At 65.3% G+C, this 20,224-nt stretch carries 18 protein-coding genes; 1 reads left to right on the forward strand and 17 read right to left on the reverse strand.

The window, feature by feature from the left end; translation table 11 throughout:
* Nucleotides 1-6: 6 nt before the first annotated feature.
* The 9 genes from ACROUL_RS12960 to ACROUL_RS13000 form a co-directional block, all read right to left on the reverse strand.
* The gene (locus tag ACROUL_RS12960) at nucleotides 7-1,554 is read right to left on the reverse strand and encodes an ABC transporter substrate-binding protein (RefSeq protein WP_431299881.1); all 1,548 of its coding nucleotides are present in this window, start codon (nucleotides 1,552-1,554) and stop codon (nucleotides 7-9) included.
* A complete protein-coding gene (locus tag ACROUL_RS12965; RefSeq protein WP_431299882.1) occupies nucleotides 1,538-2,524 on the reverse strand; it encodes an oligopeptide/dipeptide ABC transporter ATP-binding protein in 987 nt (328 codons plus the stop codon). Before ACROUL_RS12965 ends, ACROUL_RS12960 begins: the two co-directional genes overlap by 17 nt.
* Nucleotides 2,521-3,480, reverse strand: coding sequence for an ABC transporter ATP-binding protein (locus tag ACROUL_RS12970; RefSeq protein WP_431299883.1), 960 nt, complete (start codon nucleotides 3,478-3,480; stop codon nucleotides 2,521-2,523). The genes ACROUL_RS12965 and ACROUL_RS12970 overlap by 4 nt, the downstream gene beginning before the upstream one ends.
* On the reverse strand, nucleotides 3,477-4,352 hold the full coding sequence (locus ACROUL_RS12975) for an ABC transporter permease (RefSeq protein ID WP_431299884.1): 876 nt from the start codon (nucleotides 4,350-4,352) through the stop codon (nucleotides 3,477-3,479). Before ACROUL_RS12975 ends, ACROUL_RS12970 begins: the two co-directional genes overlap by 4 nt.
* Nucleotides 4,336-5,286: an ABC transporter permease gene (locus ACROUL_RS12980; protein WP_431299885.1), complete on the reverse strand. Its 951-nt coding sequence runs from the start codon at nucleotides 5,284-5,286 to the stop codon at nucleotides 4,336-4,338. The genes ACROUL_RS12975 and ACROUL_RS12980 overlap by 17 nt, the downstream gene beginning before the upstream one ends.
* A 21-nt stretch (nucleotides 5,287-5,307) precedes the next feature.
* On the reverse strand, nucleotides 5,308-7,338 hold the full coding sequence (locus ACROUL_RS12985; RefSeq protein ID WP_431299886.1) for a CocE/NonD family hydrolase: 2,031 nt from the start codon (nucleotides 7,336-7,338) through the stop codon (nucleotides 5,308-5,310).
* On the reverse strand, nucleotides 7,338-8,861 hold the full coding sequence (locus ACROUL_RS12990) for a trimethylamine methyltransferase family protein (protein WP_431299887.1): 1,524 nt from the start codon (nucleotides 8,859-8,861) through the stop codon (nucleotides 7,338-7,340). The genes ACROUL_RS12985 and ACROUL_RS12990 overlap by 1 nt, the downstream gene beginning before the upstream one ends.
* A complete protein-coding gene (locus ACROUL_RS12995) occupies nucleotides 8,858-10,921 on the reverse strand; it encodes an FAD-dependent oxidoreductase (RefSeq protein WP_431299888.1) in 2,064 nt (687 codons plus the stop codon). Before ACROUL_RS12995 ends, ACROUL_RS12990 begins: the two co-directional genes overlap by 4 nt.
* 102 nt (nucleotides 10,922-11,023) lie before the next feature.
* A complete protein-coding gene (locus ACROUL_RS13000) occupies nucleotides 11,024-11,377 on the reverse strand; it encodes a cupin domain-containing protein (protein ID WP_431299889.1) in 354 nt (117 codons plus the stop codon).
* Between the two features lie 142 nt (nucleotides 11,378-11,519).
* Here ACROUL_RS13000 and ACROUL_RS13005 point away from each other — a divergent pair, with 142 nt between their 5' ends.
* Nucleotides 11,520-12,098, forward strand: coding sequence for a GNAT family N-acetyltransferase (locus tag ACROUL_RS13005; RefSeq protein WP_431299890.1), 579 nt, complete (start codon nucleotides 11,520-11,522; stop codon nucleotides 12,096-12,098).
* 7 nt (nucleotides 12,099-12,105) lie between these two features.
* On the opposite strand, the gene ACROUL_RS13010 is transcribed toward ACROUL_RS13005, so the two are convergent.
* Genes ACROUL_RS13010 through ACROUL_RS13045 form a run of 8 tightly spaced genes read right to left on the reverse strand, consistent with a single transcriptional unit; the run spans nucleotide 12,106 to nucleotide 20,211 of the window.
* Complete coding sequence (locus ACROUL_RS13010) at nucleotides 12,106-12,936, reverse strand: 3-keto-5-aminohexanoate cleavage protein (RefSeq protein WP_431299891.1); 831 nt, start codon at nucleotides 12,934-12,936, stop codon at nucleotides 12,106-12,108.
* Complete coding sequence (locus ACROUL_RS13015; protein ID WP_431299892.1) at nucleotides 12,933-13,802, reverse strand: intradiol ring-cleavage dioxygenase; 870 nt, start codon at nucleotides 13,800-13,802, stop codon at nucleotides 12,933-12,935. The genes ACROUL_RS13010 and ACROUL_RS13015 overlap by 4 nt, the downstream gene beginning before the upstream one ends.
* A gap of 1 nt (nucleotide 13,803) precedes the next feature.
* Nucleotides 13,804-15,555: an FAD-dependent oxidoreductase gene (locus ACROUL_RS13020; RefSeq protein ID WP_431299893.1), complete on the reverse strand. Its 1,752-nt coding sequence runs from the start codon at nucleotides 15,553-15,555 to the stop codon at nucleotides 13,804-13,806.
* Nucleotides 15,548-16,609 carry a branched-chain amino acid ABC transporter permease gene (locus ACROUL_RS13025; RefSeq protein ID WP_431299894.1) on the reverse strand — a complete coding sequence of 354 codons (1,062 nt, stop codon included), beginning with the start codon at nucleotides 16,607-16,609 and terminating at the stop codon, nucleotides 15,548-15,550. Before ACROUL_RS13025 ends, ACROUL_RS13020 begins: the two co-directional genes overlap by 8 nt.
* On the reverse strand, nucleotides 16,609-17,472 hold the full coding sequence (locus ACROUL_RS13030; RefSeq protein ID WP_431299895.1) for a branched-chain amino acid ABC transporter permease: 864 nt from the start codon (nucleotides 17,470-17,472) through the stop codon (nucleotides 16,609-16,611). The genes ACROUL_RS13025 and ACROUL_RS13030 overlap by 1 nt, the downstream gene beginning before the upstream one ends.
* Nucleotides 17,469-18,173, reverse strand: coding sequence for an ABC transporter ATP-binding protein (locus ACROUL_RS13035; RefSeq protein ID WP_431299896.1), 705 nt, complete (start codon nucleotides 18,171-18,173; stop codon nucleotides 17,469-17,471). Before ACROUL_RS13035 ends, ACROUL_RS13030 begins: the two co-directional genes overlap by 4 nt.
* Nucleotides 18,170-18,889, reverse strand: coding sequence for an ABC transporter ATP-binding protein (locus ACROUL_RS13040; protein ID WP_431299897.1), 720 nt, complete (start codon nucleotides 18,887-18,889; stop codon nucleotides 18,170-18,172). The genes ACROUL_RS13035 and ACROUL_RS13040 overlap by 4 nt, the downstream gene beginning before the upstream one ends.
* Nucleotides 18,890-18,936: 47 nt before the next feature.
* Nucleotides 18,937-20,211: an ABC transporter substrate-binding protein gene (locus ACROUL_RS13045; protein ID WP_431299898.1), complete on the reverse strand. Its 1,275-nt coding sequence runs from the start codon at nucleotides 20,209-20,211 to the stop codon at nucleotides 18,937-18,939.
* Nucleotides 20,212-20,224 lie beyond the last annotated feature (13 nt).

Here is a 20,224-nt window from a genome sequence, read left to right on the forward strand (position 1 = left end):
AGCCGGTCAGGCCTTGCGGAACCCGACCGGATCAGGATGCCCGTCTGCCAGGATCACCGGCACAAGATCGGCGTCATGGATCGCCAGATAGGGCTCGAAGCAGATGAAGACGAAGCCACCCGACTGTTCCATCAGATCCTCCATCTTGTTGAACATGGTGCGGCGCTTGTCCGTATCCTGTTCGGTGGTCGATGCCTGATAAAGGCTCTCATACTCCGGACTGTCGAAGAACGACCAGTTGTAGATGCCGATCTGGTCGGGGCGGAACCAGACCAGATTTTCAGTCGGGTCGATCCCCCCGGCAAAGTTCATCAGCACCAGTTCCACCGACTTGTAGCCCTCGCCCGCGGTCTTGTCGCCCAACGCCCAATAGGCGGCATCCTCCACCGGCTGAATGTTGATGGTGATCCCCGCTTCGCCCAGATTGGCCTGAATGATCTGGGCGATGGTCTGGCTGGTGCCGTCGGTCAGGGCGTAAAGGTTCAACTCCAGACCTTCGGCCCCCGCCTCGGCCAACAGCGCCTTCGCCTTTTCCACGTCGCGCTCGATCAGGTTTGCGGGCCGCGCAAAGCCCGAGGTCGGCGGAACCACCCCGGTAGACCGCGCCACCAGCCCGTCATAGGCGCCGTCCAGCACCGCCTGCCCATCGTAGGCATACTGGATCGCCTGACGCACCCGGATGTCCTTTAAGGGTTCGGCGTTCATGTTGATCGTCAGCCACGCATAGCGTGTGCCCGGCGCCTCGATCAGAGCGGCCCCTTCGGGCATCGCGCCTTTCAGTTGTGCCGCCGCGCCCACCGCCACGCGGGTAAAATCATAGGCGTCGGCCTCATAGGCCAGTTGTGCCGCCTGATCGTCGGTGACGATATAGAACTCCACCCGCTCGAACACCGGTTTCTCGCCGGTCCAATCGGGGTTGGCCTTCAGCGTGACCTTCTGGTTCTGCTCCCAGGTGTCAAAGAGGTAAGGCCCGCATTGCGCCGGGATCTCGGTGGTGTAGCTGCCGCCCACGGCCTCGACCGCCTTCTGGCTGACGATATGGCCGCCGTAATACGGCAGCGCGATGATAAGGAAGGGCGCGAAGGGTTCGGTCAGGTGGATCACGCCGTTCCGATCGTCGATCACCTCTACCTCTTTCAGTTTTTCGAACTGATAGGCCCAGGCGCTGTCTGACCCCGCGATCCTCTCGAACGAAAACTTCACGTCCGCCGCCGTGACCGGACCGAAATCGCCCGTCCATTTCAGCCCCTCGCGCAAGGTGAAGGCAAGGCGCGTGTCATCCAGCCATTCGATCTTTTCTGCCGCCCACGGGCGCCACTGGTTGCCGTCGCGCATGTCACCAAGGCGCACCAGCGTGACGTTGGTGCAGCGCGGGATGATATCATCCAGTTCGCCAATGATGCCAAACGGGTCCAACACCTGAAAATCGGCCGTGACCCGCAACCGCAAGGTCGTACCCTCGGCGGCCCAGGCAAAGCGGGGCATGGCAGCGGCGGCAGCAAGGCCAGCGCCTGCCGCCTTGAGAAATCCGCGACGGTCAGTGCTCCAGTGCATGGTGGTCTCCCTGTTCCTGATGTTGATCGGCGAAATGACAGCGGGCAAGACGCCCGGTGGTGGTAAGGCAAAGCTGGGGCGCGGTCTGCCGGCAGATGTCGCGTACCAGCGCGCAGCGGGTGTGAAATTCGCAGCCCGAGGGCCGACGCAGTACCGAAGGCACTTCGCCCCGGATCGCAAGGTCAGCGCGTCGGCGGCGCGGATCGGGCTTCGGTTCGGCTGCGATCAGGCTGGCGGTATAGGGATGCGCCGGGGTCGCAAAGACCTCAGCCGTTGGCCCCTCCTCGACCACACGGCCAAGGTAAAGCACCACGATCCGGTCGGCGACATGGCGCACCAGCGCAAGGTTGTGCGTGATGACAAGATAGGCCAGCCCCATGTCCCGGCGCAGGTCCGCCATCAGGTTCAGAACCTCGGCCTGCACCGACACATCAAGCCCCGCCGTCGGTTCATCCGCGATCACCAGCCGCGGTTGCAGGGCCAGTGCCCGCGCTACTCCCACTCGCCGTGCTTGCCCGCCCGACAGTTCGTGCGGGTAGCGGTGCGCGATGGCCGGCGGCAGGCCCACGGTCGCCAGCAACTCGCGCGCCGTACGGGCCGGGTCGGGCAGCGGCTGGCGGTGAATGCGGAACGCCTCGGTCACCAGATACCCCACCGTCAGGCGCGGCGACAGCGAGGCGGTGGCATCTTGAAACATCATCGCGGCGTCGCGGCGCAAGCGGGCAAACCCCTCACGCCCCGCGACCACGCTGCCGTCAAAGCGCACCTCGCCGCCGCTGATCGGCTGCAAGCCCATCACCGCACGGGCAAGCGTGGTCTTGCCCGACCCGCTTTCGCCAACCAGCGCCACGCTTTCCCCGCGCCCGACCGACAGGCTGACATCCTTCAGGATCGGCAGCCCGCCACGCGACAGAAACCCGCCAAGCGGCAGATCGACCGACAGGTTCTTAAGGTCCAGAACAGGCGTCATTCCGCCCCCCTGTGACACAGCACAGAACGGCCCGCACCCGGCACCCGGCGCGGCACCGGACCTTTGCAGACCGCCAAAGCCGCCGCGCAACGCGGCTGAAACGCGCACCCCGGCGGCGGAGCGGTCAGGTCCGGCAACCGCCCGCCGATGGTCGGCAACCGGCCCGAACCTGGATCGACCACCGCCGGGTCGCAGGCCAGAAGCGCGCGGGTATAGGGATGCTGCGGATCGTGGAAGATCGCGTCGACCGGCCCCTCCTCCACCACCTCGCCCGCATACATCACCGCCACCCGGTCGCAAAGTTCCGCAATCACGCCCAGATGATGCGTGACGATCACAATGGCCCCGTCAAAACTCGTGCGCAGGTCGCGAAACAGATGGATTATCTGCGCCTCCATCGTGACATCCAGCGCGGTCGTCGGCTCGTCCGCGATCAGCACGTCGGGCTGCATCAACAGCGCCGCGGCAATCGCAACCCGCTGCCGCATCCCGCCCGACAACTCGTGCGGATACCGGCCAAGGCAGCGCGCGGCATCCGGAATACCCACCCTGTCCAGCATTGCGGCCAACCGGTCCGGCCGGGCCAGCGACGCGTCATGCGCTCCGACGAAATCGGCCAACTGCTGGCCGACCGTCAGAACCGGGTTGAACGCGGTCATCGGGTCTTGAAACACCATCGCGACCGACCGCCCGCGCAGCGCGCGCTGCGCAGCCGGGGCCAGCCGCAACATGTCGGTCCCGTTCAGGCGCACCGAGCCCTGCCCCACCCGCGCAGCAGTTGGCAAAAGGTTGATCATCGCGGCCGCGAGGGTCGACTTGCCGCACCCGCTTTCGCCCATGATCCCCAGAACCTCGCCCCGTGCGATCGACAGCGACACATCCCTGACAGCCTGCAACGCCCCGCCCGGCATGGCGTAGGCGACCGACAGGTTCTGCACCTCCAGGACCGCCGTCATGCCCACCGCCTCCCCGCGCCGCGCGGATCAAGCACGTCGCGCAACCCCTCGCCCAGAAAGGTGAACCCAAGTGTCGCCAGCACCAGCGGAATGCCCGCCACGATCACCACATGCGGCGCCTGACGCAGCGACGTGTAACCTTCAGCCAGAATGTTGCCCCAGGACGGCGAAGGCGGCTTGACCCCAAGGTTCAGGTAGCTCAGCCCCGCCTCCAGCATGATGACCACGGGGATATCCATGCAGATCAGAATAACCAACGGCCCGACCACGTTGGGCAGAAGGTGGCGAAAGATGATGCGCCCCGGCCCTGCCCCCATCGCCCGTTCGGCCAGAATGTAATCCGCCCCGGCCAGCGCCAGCGTCTGCGTGCGGATCAGCCGCGCATAGGCGGGAAACGATACCAGCACGATCACCAGGATCAGCGTCGTCGTCCCGGGGCCGAGCACCGTGATCACCGCCAGCGCAAAGAAGATCATCGGCAGCGACGACAGGCTGTCGAACACAAGGACCAGCCCGCTATCCAGCCAGCGCGGCCCGTACCCGGCGACCAGCCCAAGCACCAGCCCGATCACCCCCGCAATCCCGACTGAGGTTATCGCAATCCCCAAGGCCAGCCGCGCCCCCCAGATGACCCGCGAGAGCAAATCCCGCCCCAGATGATCCGTCCCCGCCCAATGCGCGGCGGAAGGCGTCAGAAACTTTGCCTTCACATCCAGCGCAATCGGATCATAGGGCGCAACCCACGGCGCCAGCAGTGCCATCATGACAAAGGTGACGACTATCACCAGCCCCGCCAGCCCCATCGGATCGGCCAACAGCGCGCGCCCGATGCCGCGTCTGGCGGGCAGGGCGGGGTCAACTGCGGAGGACATCGCGCACCCTCGGGTCCAGTCGCGCGATCAACAGATCGGCGGCAGTGACGATCATCAGGTAGAACGCGGTCATGAACAGCACCGTGCCCATCACCACGGGATAGTTGCGCTTTTCCACCGCCGCCGTGATCAGCGTGCCGATGCCGGGGCGGGAAAACACGCTTTCGACAAAGACCGCGCTCGAAAGGATGCCGCCAAACCCCACCGCCAGAACGGAAATCGTCGGCACGATCGCCACCCGCAGCGCATGGCGGAATACGATGTCTCGCTCTGACATCCCGAAGGCGCGAGCGGTGCGGATATGCGGCGCCTCCATCACCTCTAGCATCGAGGCGCGGATCAGGCGCGCGAGGTAGCCCACCCAGCCAAGGCCAAGCGCAAAGGCCGGCAGCACCAGCGCGCGGGCCTGACTGCCCAGATCCCCCGCCTCGCCCGCGCCGATGGCGGGAAGCCAGTTCAGCCAAACCGCAAACACGATCAGCGCATAGATCGCGATCACGAAGGACGGCACCGAAATCACGCTGACCGACAGCACCCCCAGCAGCCTGTCCAGCGCCGTGTCGCGCCACACGACCGCCGCGCATCCCAGAAGCACACCCAGCACCAGCGCCCAGCCCAGCGCCACCACGCCCAAGATCAGCGTGTTCGGAAACACCTCGAGGATCTGGTCCAGCACCGGCCGCTTTGACCACACATCGGTGCCAAGGTCGCCCTGCAGCACATTGCCGAAGAAATGCATGATCTGCGTCCCGATCGGCTGGTCCAGCCCCATCCGTTCGCGCAGCGCCTCCTTGAGTTCCGGCGTCGCCCGTGGCCCCAGCGCCAGCGAGGCCGGATCGCCCGGCACCAGAAATACCATGCCATACATGGCCGTCATGACCACGATCAGGATCAGGAGCGACAGCCCCACGCGCCGGATCGCATAGGCCAGCATCAGCGCGGCCCCCGTGTTCGGTCAGAGATGGTCACGCGGTATCCTCTCGTTCCAGTCGCGGGCGAAGACCTGCGTCCCGTTTTCGGTGATCCGGAGGCGCATGGTCACGATGAAATGCGTCGCGTCACAGGTAAGGGAGCCTTCGCTTTCGTGGGATATCACCGCATCAGGCCGTTCGATCCGTACGGTGTAATGGGTCTCGCACGCCGCACTCAGCGGGTCGCCTTCGGTGATCCGATAGCGTGCCAAACCGGTGCCAACATGTGTCTGGCTTATGTCTGGCATCTGTATGGCATAGATCCAGCGCGGAAAGTCCACGACGCTCTGTCCGCTCAAAAGATCGCGCGTGACCGTGCGGCGGATGACCGGGGCTGAGGGATCGGGCGGAAGGTCGTGCTGCGGGTCGGCTTCTGCCGCCTCGGGCGGGTCGAAGGCGCGCAAGGCGGCATCCTCGGCGCGGGGCGGGCGCACCGGCAGTTCCAGCGCGCTGTCGCCCAGATGCACGGTCAGCGTCGCCAGTTCCGGCGATGGCCAGGCGATGGGCCAGTAGACGGTCGAGATTGACACCGCGATCCGATGCCCGGCCGGGAAGGAATGGGCGATGTCGTCCAGATCGACCACCGCCGTCTCCACCCGCCCCGGCACAAGTGCCTGCGGCGCGCCGTGGCCATGACGGTGACACAGGTTCAGGTGCCCGATGGCGACGCGGGTCGAGGCACCCGAAGGCGCCACATCGTTCACCCTGACCGACACCAGCGCAAAGGGCTTGTCGCTGGCAAAGCGCAGGTGAAGTTGCGGCGCGCCAAGTATTTCCAAGGCCTCGGTCAGGCGTTCGGTGAAAAAGACCAGCGATCCGCCATCATCCTCGCGCTGATCCGTCGCCCACTCGGCCTCGTCGCCGTAGCGGCCAACCTCGCCCGCCGTCAGACCAACCCAGAGGGGCGAGCAGATGCTGGCCGTCCCCGAGCCCTGCCCGCCCAGCCGACCGTTTGGCCCCAGCGCCATGCGCTGTGGCTGGATGCGGGGGGAAGGCCACTGTTCCTCGCCCACCCAGCGCCCGGGTCGTGCATGATAGCAGGTCTGCGGCGGCACGTGGTCCTGCATCCATGCCCGCAGCATCGGTTCTTTCATGATCCCGGTGTCGCGGCCTTTCAGCCAGTGATCACACCATCGCAGCACTTCCTGCAGCCAGCCGATCGCAGGCTCCACCGTCACCGAATGCGGAAAGGAATGCGCCCAAGGCCCGATCAGGCCTCGGCGCGGCCCCGAAAGCCCGGCCAGCAGACGCGGCACCGCTTCGGAGTAATTGTCGGCCCATCCCGACACCGCATAGACCGGGATCGTGATCTTCGAGAAATCCTCGCAGACCGACCCCTGCCGCCAATAATCGTCGCGCGACTGGTGCTCCAGCCAGTGCAGAATCCAGGGCCGGTTCGCCTGTTGCCGCGCTTCCCACATCGCGCGCCACGCCTCACCCACGATCACAGGATCGGGGGGCAGGTCCTGCATCGCGAACATGGTCGACGACCAGTCGAAGTTGTCCTTTGACAGGCACCCGCCAACCCAGTGGATATCGGTGGCATAGCGGTCATCGGTCGACCCCACCGTGATGATCGTCTTCAACGCAGATGGCTGACGCGCGGCGATCTGCAAACCGTTGAAGCCACCCCAACTGATCCCGTACATCGCGATCTGCCCGTCGCACCACTCCTGCCGCGACAGCCAGTCGATCGCCTCCACCCCGTCCAGTTGTTCCTGGACCGAGTATTCGTCGTGCAGCACGCCTTCGCTGTCGCCCGTGCCGCGAATGTCCAGCCGCAGGCAGGCGTAGCCGTGCCGGGCGAGGTAGCGGTGCATCTTTTCATCGCGTGCCCGCGTGCCGTCGCGCTTGCGGTAGGGCAGGTATTCCAGAATGACCGGCACCCGCCCTGCCCCTTCGGGCCGCCACAGCCGCCCAGCCAACCGGGTGCCGTCGGGCAAGGGAACCCAGATGTTCTCTTCTTCGATAAGGTCGAAGGGATAGTCCGTCCGTGTGTGAAGCGCCGCGCCCATCAGTTCATCGGTGCTCCACCTTCGGCCTTGCGGCGGTTGACATAGACCGTCAGCGCTTCGTCTGTCGCAGGGTCGAGCGGCGGGTCTTCGTGCGCGGCAAGCAGTTCTTTCCACACGGTGTTTGCGCGGCTTCGCGCATCGACGCTGCCTTTCAAAAGCCAGTTCGGATGATTGTCCCAGTTTGACAGCATCGGGGTGTGGAACGCCGTCTCATACCGCGCCATCGTGTGCGCCGTGCCGAAGAAATGCCCGCCCGCGCCGGCCTCGAGGATCGCGTCCAGCGCCAGCGCGCCGGGGTCGGTTGCCATCGGCTCGAAATAGGCATCCATCATCTGCAGCATTTCCGCGTCGAGGATCAGCTTTTCGAAACTCGCGGTCAGCCCGCCATGCATCCAGCCCGCCCCGTGTTCCAAAAGATGCGCTCCACCGGTCAGCGCCCCCCAAAGCGCCATCTGGGATTCGTAGGCCGCCTGCGCGTCCACTTCGTTCGCCGCCGTCACGTTTGACGACCGGAACGGCACACCGATATGCCGCGCCAACTGACCCGAGGCTTGCGCGGCCTTGGCATATTCCGGTGTCCCGAAGGCAGGCGCACCCGACCGCATGTCGACGTTCGAGGTGAAGCCGCCGTACATCACCGGCACCCCCGGCCGCACGATCTGGGTCAGCACGATCCCCGCCATCGCCTCGGCATGTTGCAAGACCAGCGCGCCCGCCAGCGTGACCGGCGCCATCGCGCCTGCCAGGGTGAAGGGCGTGATGACGTTCACCTGCCCATGCGCCGCCATTGCGATCAGCCCCTCGGCCATCGGCACATCCAGTTGCAGGGGAGAGTTCGTGTTGATGATCCCCAAGAGCACCGGCCGGTCCCGCAGCCCCTCGGGCGTCGTCCCCAGCATGATCGCGGCCATCTCGATCCCGTCCATCGTGCGGGCGTGGCCAAGGGTCTGGGTCTGCCAGCTTTTGTCCACCAACCGGATCTGGGCGTGATAGATGTCCAGATGCCGGGTGTTGGCGGGCAGATCCAGCGGCTCGAACGGCCCGCCGCCCTCTTGATGGATCACGTTCAGGGCCTGGATCAGCCGCAAGTAGTCGCACATCTCGGCAAAGCTGCCATCGCGGCGGCCCTTGTCGTTGCACATCACATAGGCGGGCCCGCCGACCGCGCCATAAACGCACCAGCCGCCGCCGATCTTCAGGTTCCGCGCCGGGTTCCGCGCCTCCAGCGTAAAGCCCGCAGGCACCGTCGCCAGCCGCTGCGCCACGAGGCCCGCATCCAGCCGAACCGTCTCGCCCTGCACCTCCGCCCCGGCGCTGGCGAACAACTCTCGCGCCGGCGGATGCAGGACGCGCATCCCCTGACGCGACAGCACATCCAGCGCGGCGGCGTGGATCGCCGCCACCTGATCGTCGCTGATCACCCTGACGGGTGGCATCTGCCGTTCCACCTGCCCCCAGGGCCGCTGCGGCACCCCGCCGACCGCCCGGTCAGCCTGCCGCCTGCGTCCCTCGGCCCGGGTCATTCGGCCGCCTCCGGCATCTGGAAATCCCGCAAGGCAAAGGGCGCATCCCGCCGCACCATCACACTCGCCACCCCCAAATCTCGCGCCGTCTTATGCCCCTGATAGACCGCGTGCACGATGGCACCGGGCGCATTGGCATCCCCCGTCAGATGCAGCCGCCCCGGCTCGGCATCCGTCGCCAGCGCCTCGTGCAGCGCGCTGCCGCCCGCCCGGTAGCCAACGATCACCAAGGACCGCACCGCGATCCGCCGCTCTTCGCCGCTGAATATCTGCGCCAGCCGCAACTCTTCGCCATCAAAGTCGGTCACCACCTCCAGCGTCCGTAGGGCGATGCCCTTCGCAGCAAACGACTGGTGCACCAACGGCTGCTCGTTCGTCATGAACCCCCAGGCCGCTGCCGCACCCGCCGTGGTGATATAGGTCACCCCCAGATGCGCCAGCTGTTCCGCCACCGCCGAACCGAGGTAGTAGTTGTCATAGTCGAAGACCGCGACCGGCCCTTCCGGTACCACCCCGGCAGCCAGATCGTCAGGCGTGTAGACCCGCGGTGCGACCAGCGGCCCCGAGGGCAATTCGTTCGCCCCGCACAGATGCGGCAACCAGCGCGCGCCCGTGGCCACGACCACATGATCCGCCCCGAACTCCCGCACATCGTCCGCCGACAACTCGCTTTCCGGATAAAGCGAGACATTCGGCAACTTGCGCAACTGCCCCATCCGGTAATCCACCACCCGGTGCCACTGCCCCAACCCCGGCAACCGGCTTTCCCAGCGCAAGCGCCCGCCAAATTCCCGCGCCCGATCCGCCAGCGCCACCTGATGCCCGCGCCGTGCCAGTGTCAGCGCCGTCTCAAGACCCGCCGGCCCCGCGCCGACCACCAGCACCGAGCCAGAGCCATCCTTCCGCACCACCTCAGGATGCCACCCCCGCCGCCACTCCTCGCCCGCGGTGGGGTTCTGCGTGCAGCGCACCCAGACACCATCGTGCCAGGAAGAAATGCACAAGTTGCACCCGATGCACTCGCGGATATCCTCGACCCGGCCTTCGTCGATCTTTTTCGGCAGGAAGGGATCGGCAATCGACGGCCGTGCACCACCTATGAAATCCAGCACCCCGCGCCGGATCATCGACACCATGGTGTCCGGGCTGGTGAACCGCCCCACCCCCACCACGGGCTTGTCGGTCACGGATTTCAGGAAATCCACCACCGCCTCGTGGCTGCCTTCCGGGGTATACCGGCTCGCCGCGCAATCGAAGGCGGAATAGTCCATCTTCACATCAAAGAGGTCCGGCCCGTCCTTCAGATAGCCGATCACCTCATGCGCCTCGGTCGGCGCCACCTCGGATGGCCGCGCCCGCAATTCCTGCATCGACATCCGCAGCGCCACCGCACAGCGCCCGCCGGTTGCCTCGCGCACCGCGTCGATCAGCTCCTCCACCAGCCGCACCCGGTTGCGGACCGAGCCACCATAGGCGTCGGTGCGCTGGTTGTAGTCCGAAAGCAGGAATTGGTACGGCAGATACCCCATCCCGGCATAGACGTAGAGGATGTCGAAGCCTGCCCGTTCCGCCAGCACCGCCGCATCGGCATGCCAGCGGATCAGGTCGCGGATATCAGTCTTGTCCATCACCTTCGGCCGTGCCGACGACATGAACGGCACATGCGTCGCCATCCACGGGATGCCCGACGGCGACAGGGGCGCATGGCGGCTGGTGCGGTTCACCGCCGCCGCCCCGCCATGCCACAACTCCACCGCCGCCAGCGAGCCGTGCTTGTGGACGGCGTCGGTCATCAGCGCATGGCTGCGCAGGTCAGCCTCGTCCCACAGCGAGGCAAAGGGAAACGGGCTGTCGTCCGAGGTTGGATGCACCGAACAGGCACCCGTAGACACCACAGCCCAGCCGCCCTCGGCCTTGGTTTCCCGAAACGCCGCGCGCACATGCGGCGCGGCATTAGTCATGCCAGACGCGTGCGGCACCTGAAAGAAGCGGTTCCGCGCCAGCTTCGGCCCGATCCGGACCGGCTCGAACAGAACGTCAAATCGGGGGTCACGGGACATGCCATTTCCTCGGTCGAGGCGCTACTGAACGGTTGTACAGTATCAGCGCCAGACCATATGGCAAGCTTTTCCCGCAGCCGCCAAAAACGGGCGGTCAGTGGGTCACTTCAGCTTGATGCAGAAATGCTTTCTGACCGGCTGGTCGATGCGCCATGTCCCGGTGAAACCCGGCTCCACCACAAACCCGTCGCCGGGGCGCAGGGTGACTGGGGAACCACCATCGGGCGTGATGGTGATCTGCCCTTCGATCAGGTGGACGAATTCGTAGAACTTGTAGCTCGCGTGCCAGGTTCCGGGCGTCGCCGCCCATGTGCCACTGATCACGCTGCCATCGATCGAGGTGTGCTGCACCCACGTCTTCATCGTCGGATGCCCCTCGACCTTGGTCCAGCCCTCAAGGTCGGTCAGCATCGGTTCGGGTCCGGGCGCGGGAAAGCGGAAAACCATATCGCTCATGTCAATCCTTTCAGGGGTGGCTCTGGGCACGCCCGTCGTAGGACCGCACCGGCGCGCTGGCAAGCCCGCGCTGCCCGCCAGACATTGCAGACCGCCCGGGTTTTTGCTTTCACTGACGCGAACCCGAAGGAAAGGACCACTCATGTTGATACGCGAGGCGACGGCTGCAGACGCGCCCCATCTGGTTCGCTTTATCAACATGGCCGCGGACGATCTGCCGCTCCATTTCTGGCAAAGGTCGGTCGGACCGGGGGGCGACCCTTGGGCCTACGGTCAGGAACGCGCCGCACGGGGCACGGGCAATTTCTCCTACCGCAACGCCTGGCTTGTCGAAGTGGACGGCGCGGTCGCGTCCTGCCTTCTTGGCTACCCGGCCGAGGATACGCCCGGCGACATCGCTCCCGACACCCCGCCGATCTTCGTTCCCCTGTTGCAGCTTGAGGCGCTGGCGCCGGGGTCATGGTATCTGAACGTGCTCGCCACCTATGATGCCTACCGTGGCCGGGGCTGCGGCAGCGCGCTCCTGGCCCATGCCGAAACCCTTGCCCGCGGCAGTGGCTTGACCACCATCAGCCTCATCACCGCCGACACCCACACCGCCGCCCGCCAGCTTTACGCCGCCAAGGGTTACACTGAAGTTGCGCGCCGGCCCGTGGTCAAGGACGACTGGCAGGTCGACGCGGAAACCTGGATCCTCATGACCAAGCCCGTCGTAGGTTGATACACGCCTAAGCTGGCGCCAGACCCAGGATCGCGCGTGCATCACGCGGCGTGGCAACCGGGCGTCCGTACCGCGCGCAAAGCTCTGCCGCCCGGCGCACCAGCGCCGCGTTCGACGGCGCAAGCGTACCACGGTCCAGCCGAACGTTATCTTCAAGACCCGTCCGGGTGTGGCCGCCCTTGGCGATTGACCAGTCGTTGATCGTCAGTTGCGCCGATCCGATGCCAGCCGCACACCATTCAGACCCCGGCGCAAGCCGGGCCAGCGTTTCGATGTAGAAGTCGAAGATCCGCTCGTCCGCCGGCATCGCATTCTTCACGCCCATCACGAACTGCACATAGATCGGCCCCTTCAGCCGCCCGTCCCGCTGCATCGCCGCCGCCTGAACAATATGCGACAGATCAAAGGCTTCCACCTCGGGCTTGATGTTGTACGCAAGCATCTCGGCCGCCAGCCAATCCACCAGATCCGGCGGGTTTTCATATACCCTTGTCGGAAAGTTGTTCGAACCCACCGTCAGGCTGGCCATATCCGGGCGCAGCGGCAGCATCCCGCCCCGTTCCCTTCCCGCGCCCGACCGGCCACCGGTGGAAAATTGCACGATCATGTCGGGGCAATGCGCCCTGATCCCCTCCATCAGCCGCTCGAACCGCTCCGGGTCGCTGGTCGGCTTGCCCGCATCATCGCGCACATGGCAATGCGCGATGCTGGCCCCGGCCTCGAACGCGGCGTGCGTCGACTCGATCTGTTCGGCAATCGTGATCGGCACCGCCGGGTTGTCCGCCTTGGTCGGCAGCGACCCGGTGATCGCGACGCAGAGGATGCAAGGTTTGGTCATTGGCCCGTCCGCGACAGCACGAAATCGAACTCAAGGTCAAGGAACGGCCCGTCAAACCCCGACGAAGGGTCTTCCTTCGGCTGAAACTTGGCCATCAGACTTTCCTTCACGCCAAACACCGCGTCCGACCGGATGTAGGGATCATCGGGGTCGAAGATATGCGTCACCAGCCGGTCATACCCCTCCGCCTCGATGATATAGTGCAGATGCGCCGGACGATAGGGGTGACGCCCCAGCGCCGCCAGCAACTTGCCCACCGGGCCGTCATCGGGGATCGGGTAGAACTTCGGCTTCACGCCCCGGAAATGATAGCTGCCATCCGCCCCGGTGCGAAACACGCCGCGCAGGTTGAAATCGGGCTGGATGCCCTTTTGCTGCACGTCGTAGAACCCCTCGTCGTTGGCCTGCCACACGTCGATCTTGGCCCCTGCAATCGGATTGCCCTCGGTATCCAGAATGCGGCCATGCACCCGCATCGGCTCGCCCTTCTGGTCAAGGCAGATGTTCGCCCCCATCGGCAGCTCCGGCGCATCAGCCACATGGAACGGACCAAGGACCGTGGATTCGCTGGCTCCCGAAGGTTTGCGGTTGTTGATCGCATCGACCAGCATCGACACGCCCAGAACATCCGACAGAAGGATGAACTCTTGCCGCCATTCGTTGCACATGTGGCCCGTGTCGGTCAGGAACATGATGGCCTTGAACCATTCCTCCTCGGTTGGCTCGATCTCCTTCACCGCCTCGTGCAACTTGCGTGTGATAACTTCCATCACCGCCTTCAGCCGCGCGTCCTTGGCGTTTGCATTGCGGCTGGTGACCACTTCGGCCGAGTTCGCTTCGGTGAAGAAGCCCTGTTCGCTTGTCATCTCAATGCCCCAGAATGGTGGAAAGAACGCGGCCCAGATCGGCCTCGAGGTTCGCCGTCAACCCTTCGCTCCGCCACGCCACATGCTGGTCTGGCCGCACCAGCAGACAGCCCGCATCGCGAATTTCCCGCGCGCGTGCCCAGTCGCCGCCGTGATCTTCGATGTCGCAGCGCGGGCCGATCTTGACCACGCGGATCGGCAGGCCAAGCCGCGCTGACAGCGCATCGGCCGCCGCACTCCACGCCTCGCCCCCGATCCCGGTGATCAGCGTGAACTGCCCCTTCCCGGTCAGATCCAGCGTCGAATGCTTGCCGCCTTGCCGGTCATAGACCCAGACATGCGGCAACCGCGCGCCGGGAAAGGTCGTTGGCTGGTAATGCAGTTCCATGTCCGCATTCGGTGCAGGCGGCTGCCCCTCGGCCACCACGGCACTGGAGGCATAGCGCTGGTTCATCTCCACCCCGTGGCAGTCGAATTCGTATTTCTTGAATTCGATCGCCTTGCGCAAAGCCTCGCGTTGCGCCTCTGCCGCCGGGGTCGCGTCGCAGCGCGCCGCCATGTTGCGCTGGATCTTGTCGTGATCCACACCGCCGTCCATGCCGAGCGCCTCGAAGATCGGCCCGAACTCGGCGATGGACTGGTTCGCCCGCGTCACGATCTGCCGCGCAATCGGCGCCCGCTCGGCGGAATAGCTGTCCAGAAGCTTCGGCGTCGCCTGCCCCTTCACCACCGCCGCCAGCTTCCACGCCAGGTTGTAGCCGTCCTGGATCGAGGTGTTGGACCCGAGGCCATTCGACGGTGGATGCCGATGCGCCGCATCGCCCATGATGAACACGCGCCCCTTCTGCATATGCGTCGCAAAGCAGTTGTTCACCGTCCAGGTGTTGGCCGAAATCAGGTCGATCTCCAGCGTGGGATCGCCGACCAACTGCCGTGCCACCTGTGTTGCCATCGCCGCATCCACCACTGGCGCGGGCTGGTTGATGTCATAGCCCCAGACGATCAGCCATTCGTTCCAAGGCCGCACCATCCGCACCAGCCCCATGCCGATGCCGCCCACATCCGCGCCGGGCTGCATCACCCAGTAAAGGACGCTGGGCCGGTGCGCGACGTAGCGCGACAGGTCGGCCCGGAACAGGATGTTCATCGACCCCCCTACTCCCATCTTGCCTTCAAAAGGCAGGCCAAGGTGTTCAGCAACCAGCGAATTCCCGCCATCGGCGCCGACGAGGAACTTCGACCGCACGGTGAAATCCTTGCCGGTCAGCCGGTCGCGGCAGGTGGTGGTGACACCATCATCATCCTGCACATGGCTGACGTATTCCGTGCTCATCCGCGCCTGCGCCCCGCGCGAACAGGCGGTCTTGAACAGGATCGGCTCCATGAAGGTCTGCGGCAGGTCGTTCATCTCACAGGGCGACGACATCAGGTGTTCTGCCTTCGACAGAGGCGAGGTGCCCCAGCTTTGCATCCGCCCCAACTCCTCGCCCGCAAGGCTTTCGCAAAAGACGTTGTTGCCCATCAGGTCTTGCGGCGTGGCGTGGATCATCGCCTCGGCCTCTACCTCATGCCCAAGATCGCGCAGCACCTCCATCGTGCGCTGGTTGGTGATGTGCGCGCGCGGCGTATTGGACAGCCATCGGTAGCGGTTCACCACCATCACCTCCACCCCGTAGCTGGCCAGAAGTGCTGCCGTGGCAGACCCCGCCGGGCCGGTGCCGATGACAAGGACGTCGGTGCTGATGTCAGCCATTGTTTCTCTCTCCCTTGAGAACGATCCCTTCCAGCCTTCGCCGGATGGGGAAAAGGTGCAGGCCGGTCCGGTCGGACAAAAGCCCCCAAAGACCGCGCGGGGCGAACAGCATCACCGCGATGGCAATGAGGCCAAGTGTCAGCAGATACCACGCGCCATAATCGGCCAGCGTCGATTGCAGCACGTAAAAGACGATCACCCCAAGGATCGGCCCCTCCAGCCGCCCGATCCCGCCGATCACCACGATGAAGATCACATAGGCCGTCCAGTCCGTCACGCTGAATGCCGCGTCGGGCGAGATGCGGGCGGTCTGGACATAGATCAGCGCGCCGGTAATGCCGGTCACAAAGGCCGCAATCAGGAACACCGCCCACTTGATCCGCCGCGCATCGACCCCAACCGATTTCGCGGCCTCGGTGTTGTCTCGCACCGCCGCCAGCGCAAGGCCCAGCCGATTGCGAAGCAGCCAGTAGATCGCCGCGATGGTCAGCGCCGCCAGTGCAAGCGCCAGCCAATAGGCAAGAATATCCCGCGCCGCCGCCTCGCGCACACCGAACAGGGCGCGCACCGCGTCCACCCCGATGATGTCCGACGTGGCCTCGCGCGGCAGCGAGGTGCCGGTGCCGCCGCCCAACGCTTTCCACTGCGCCACCAAAAGCCGCGTCACTTCGGCAATCACCCAGGTGCCGATGGCGAAATACGCCCCCTGCAGGCGGAACGCGAAGAACGCCGTCGGCACCGCCAGCACCAGCGCCGCCAACCCGCCCAACGGAATTGCGAGCACCGGGTCCATCCCCCACAGGATCACGCCCGCGAACATCGCATAAGCGCCAATCCCGACAAAGGCTTGCTGACCGACGCTCACCAACCCGCCATAGCCCGCCAAGAGGTTCCATAGCTGCGCCAGCGTCAGCAGCGTCAGGATCGTGAACAAGTCCTGGATTATGTCCCGAGGGGCTACGGCGGGCAAGGCAAAGCCCACAATGATCAGCAGGACCGCGGCAATGCCTGCGATGCTGCCGGTCCGGGTGCGGGTGACAACGCGGTACGCCATCAGTCCACCGCCCGGGGAAACAGGCCACGCGGCCGCACCAACAGCACCGCCAGAAAAGCGATATGCCCCGCCAGAATCTGCCACTCCGGGTTGATCGCTGCCCCGAGCGTCTGTGCCACCCCGATGATGATCCCGCCCGCCAGCGTGCCCCACAAGCTGCCAAGCCCACCGATGATCACCGCCTCGAACGCATAGATCAGCCGCGCCGGCCCGATCGACGGATCAAAGTTCGCCCGCATCCCCAGATACAGCGCCGCAATCGTCACCACGACCATCGCCAGCCCAGTCGCGATGGCAAAGATGCTTTTCGGCGCAATCCCCATCAGGCTTGCCGTCACCGGATCGTCGCTGGTCGCCCGGAACGCTCGCCCGAGCGCTGTGCGGTAGAAAACCTGGTTCAACCCGACAATCACCGCGATTGCCGTAGCAAAGGTCAACAGCGGCATCCATCCCACCGTGACAAACCCAAGGTTCACAGACGCGCTTTCCAGCGGCCCCGCTGGAATCCGCTGACTATCAGCCGAAAACGCCTCCAGCATCCCGTTCTGCAGCGCGACCGACAGCCCGAACGTCACCAAGAGCGGCGGCAGGATGTCCTTGCCCAGCACCCGGTTCAGCACGAACCGCTGCAACGCCCAGCCAAGCGCGAACATCGCCGGCGCCGCGATCAGCGCCGCCAGAAACGGGTTCAGCCCGAAGGTCGAGGTGATCAGCATGATCGCAAAGGCCGCAAAGACGATCATGTCGCCATGCGCCAGGTTCACCAGCCGCATGATCCCGAACACAAGGCTCAATCCGGCGGCAAACAGCGCATAAAGCCCGCCGAGGAGTATCCCCTGCACGATGGTATCGATCCAGATCATGCCGCTTCCCCGAAATACGCCGCATGGATCGCCTCGCGGCTGACCGTTGCGGCCGGGGCCGTCAGCGTCACCCGCCCCTCCATCATGCAATAAACCCGGTCCGCCACCGCCAGCGCGCGCCCGATATCCTGCTCCACCACGATGATCGCCGCCCCCGACGCCTTGATCCGCGGCATCGCGGCGTAGATGTCGCGGATCACCACGGGCGCCAACCCAAGGCTAATCTCGTCACACAGCAAGACCTCCGGGTTCGACATCAGCGCCCGCCCGATCGCCACCATCTGCTGCTGCCCACCCGACAGCGCCGTGCCCGGCACCGCCCGCTTTTCGCGCAGGATCGGGAACAACTCATACACCGTCGCCAGATTCCACGGCCCCGCCGCCCGCCGCACCTGACCGCCGATCAACAGGTTCTCCTCAACCGACAACGACGGGAACAGTTTCCGCCCCTCCGGCACCATCGCGATGCCGCGCTGCATCACAACCTCGGGCGGTAGCGCGCCAATCGCCTCGCCCCGGTGCAGGACCATGCCAGCCTCATTCCGCAACACCCCGGTGATTGACCGCAGCAGCGTCGATTTTCCCGCCCCATTGGCCCCGATGATCGCCACCGTCTCGCCCGCCGCCAGCGCCAGATCCACGCCGAACAGCGCGCGGAACTGCCCGTAACCCGCTGTCAACGCTTTGGTTTGCAGGATCATGCCTCGATCCCCAGATAGATCTCGCGTACCTCTTTCGAGGCCATGATCTTGTCAGGCGCGCCGATCCCGATCACCCGACCGAAATCCAGAACCAGCAGCCGCTCCACCACCGCCGTCAGCGCGTGCAGCACATGTTCGATCCAGATGATCGTCATGCCCTGCGCGTGCAGCCCCTTGATCGTCGTGATCAGTGCCTGACACTCGCCCTCGGTCAGCCCGCCCGCGATCTCGTCCAAGAGCAGCAGTTCCGGCCCCGTCGCCATCGCTCTGGCGAGTTCCAGCCGCTTGCGATCCAGCAGCGACAGCGCCCCCGCCTGCGTGTTGGCCAGCCGCAACAACTCGGTGTCCTCAAGGATGCGGATGCAATCCTCCGTTACCGCAGCCTCCGACCGGCCTCGCCCGAAGCTGGCCGCCACGGCAAGGTTTTCATAGACTGTAAGCCCTTCGAACGGCTGCGGAATCTGGAAACTCCGGCCGACGCCCATCCGCACCCGGTCCATTGCCGGACGGCGCGTCACGTCCTGCCCAAGGAATGTGATCCGCCCGGCATCTGGCGCGAAATTTCCGGTGATCAGGTTGAACAACGTCGATTTCCCCGCCCCGTTCGGGCCGATGATCCCCAAGGCCTGCCCCTTCGGCACGGCAAACGAAACCGCATCGGTGACCTTCAATGCCCCGAAGCTTTTCGACACGTCGTGAAGTTCGAGAAGGCTCATCCGCCGCTCCGGTTGGCCCCGGCCCGCTACAGGCCGGGGGGAAGGTCTCAGGCAAGGGCTTCCATCACGCCGCCAGTCGGAATGTTCGGCGCGGTCTGGTTGTCGACCACGACCAGGTTGAACGTCCCGTCCGCGTTGCGCCGCCACTGACCGCCCACAAGCTGCGTCTTGCACACGTTTGCCGCCGCGAACGGCGGCAGGTTCGCCCCATCCCACGCCACCTTGCCGACCATCGTGTCCATGCTGGTCGCCGCAATCGCCGCTGCCACACCCTCGGCATCGGTCACGTCCGAAACCCGGCCCATCACATCCGTCGCCACCTCAAACAGCGAATGGATGAACCCGATCGGCTGGGTCCAGGGGCGGCTGGTCTGCGCCGTGAAATCCGCCGCCAGATCGCCGGCCGACACCCCGGTCAGCGAGGATTTGAACGGGTGGGTGTTCGACCACCACACCTCGGACGACAGGTTATGCCCGGCCTCGCCCAGTGCCTCCACGGACTGCGGGAACAGGATCGCCTTCGCCACGGTGATGATCTTCGGGCTGAAGCCCTGCTGGATCGCCTGATTGCGGAAGGTGGTAAAATCGGGCGGGATCACCACGCCGGTGACGATTTCCGCGTTCGCCGCCTTGAACGCGTTGATCTGGGCGGTGAAATCGTCCGTCAGGTTCTGGTAGCGGCCCGGATCGGTCAGGCTGTAACCCGCCGCCGCAAAGCCGGGCCCCACGCCCACGTTCGGGTCGCCCCAGGCGTTGCCGTCGCCGTCGTTGGGGAAGAGGCCACCAACCATTTTGTTCGTCGGCACCTGGTTCCACATGTTCAGGAACACCGCGATCACGTCCTCCAGCCCCCAGAAGTAATGGAAGGCAAAGTCGAACGGCTTCCACGACGCCGGATCACCGGGGTTGCCCTGCTGACCGATGAACCACGGCTGCCACGGCGCCATCGTGGATATCACCGGCATCCCCTCGGCCTCGCAGGTCGTCGCCACCGGGTTGGTGTTTTCGGGCGTGGAGGCGACCAGCATCAGGTCGATCTCATCCGAAACGATCAGTTCCTTCGCAACCTCCGCCGCGCGGTTCGGGTTCGACTGGCTATCCTTGACGATCACCTCGAAGTTCTTGCCCGCCTCGGTCGCAAGAAACGCCTTGATGTTGTACTCATCGCTTTCCGCAAAGCCCGCCAGTGGCCCCGATTGCGGGCTCACGTAACCGAGCTTGATCTTCGCACCCTGTGCGATGGCCGGCGCGGCAAGGCCCGACACCGCAAGCGTCAGGCCGCTAGCGGCGCTGGAACGCAGGAACTTACGTCTGTTAATCATGGTATTCCTCCCT

It is taken from the genome of Tabrizicola sp. BL-A-41-H6, assembly GCF_050632395.1.
Lineage (GTDB): Bacteria > Pseudomonadota > Alphaproteobacteria > Rhodobacterales > Rhodobacteraceae > JAUYQR01.

Coding starts and splice junctions, on each gene's coding strand:
- ACROUL_RS12960 (WP_431299881.1), bottom strand. CDS start 1,554: ATGCACTGGAGCACTGACCGTCGCGGATTTCTCAAGGCGGCAGGCGCT.
- ACROUL_RS12965 (WP_431299882.1), bottom strand. CDS start 2,524: ATGACGCCTGTTCTGGACCTTAAGAACCTGTCGGTCGATCTGCCGCTT.
- ACROUL_RS12970 (WP_431299883.1), bottom strand. CDS start 3,480: ATGACGGCGGTCCTGGAGGTGCAGAACCTGTCGGTCGCCTACGCCATG.
- ACROUL_RS12975 (WP_431299884.1), bottom strand. CDS start 4,352: ATGTCCTCCGCAGTTGACCCCGCCCTGCCCGCCAGACGCGGCATCGGG.
- ACROUL_RS12980 (WP_431299885.1), bottom strand. CDS start 5,286: ATGCTGGCCTATGCGATCCGGCGCGTGGGGCTGTCGCTCCTGATCCTG.
- ACROUL_RS12985 (WP_431299886.1), bottom strand. CDS start 7,338: ATGGGCGCGGCGCTTCACACACGGACGGACTATCCCTTCGACCTTATC.
- ACROUL_RS12990 (WP_431299887.1), bottom strand. CDS start 8,861: ATGACCCGGGCCGAGGGACGCAGGCGGCAGGCTGACCGGGCGGTCGGC.
- ACROUL_RS12995 (WP_431299888.1), bottom strand. CDS start 10,921: ATGTCCCGTGACCCCCGATTTGACGTTCTGTTCGAGCCGGTCCGGATC.
- ACROUL_RS13000 (WP_431299889.1), bottom strand. CDS start 11,377: ATGAGCGATATGGTTTTCCGCTTTCCCGCGCCCGGACCCGAACCGATG.
- ACROUL_RS13005 (WP_431299890.1), top strand. CDS start 11,520: ATGTTGATACGCGAGGCGACGGCTGCAGACGCGCCCCATCTGGTTCGC.
- ACROUL_RS13010 (WP_431299891.1), bottom strand. CDS start 12,936: ATGACCAAACCTTGCATCCTCTGCGTCGCGATCACCGGGTCGCTGCCG.
- ACROUL_RS13015 (WP_431299892.1), bottom strand. CDS start 13,802: ATGACAAGCGAACAGGGCTTCTTCACCGAAGCGAACTCGGCCGAAGTG.
- ACROUL_RS13020 (WP_431299893.1), bottom strand. CDS start 15,555: ATGGCTGACATCAGCACCGACGTCCTTGTCATCGGCACCGGCCCGGCG.
- ACROUL_RS13025 (WP_431299894.1), bottom strand. CDS start 16,609: ATGGCGTACCGCGTTGTCACCCGCACCCGGACCGGCAGCATCGCAGGC.
- ACROUL_RS13030 (WP_431299895.1), bottom strand. CDS start 17,472: ATGATCTGGATCGATACCATCGTGCAGGGGATACTCCTCGGCGGGCTT.
- ACROUL_RS13035 (WP_431299896.1), bottom strand. CDS start 18,173: ATGATCCTGCAAACCAAAGCGTTGACAGCGGGTTACGGGCAGTTCCGC.
- ACROUL_RS13040 (WP_431299897.1), bottom strand. CDS start 18,889: ATGAGCCTTCTCGAACTTCACGACGTGTCGAAAAGCTTCGGGGCATTG.
- ACROUL_RS13045 (WP_431299898.1), bottom strand. CDS start 20,211: ATGATTAACAGACGTAAGTTCCTGCGTTCCAGCGCCGCTAGCGGCCTG.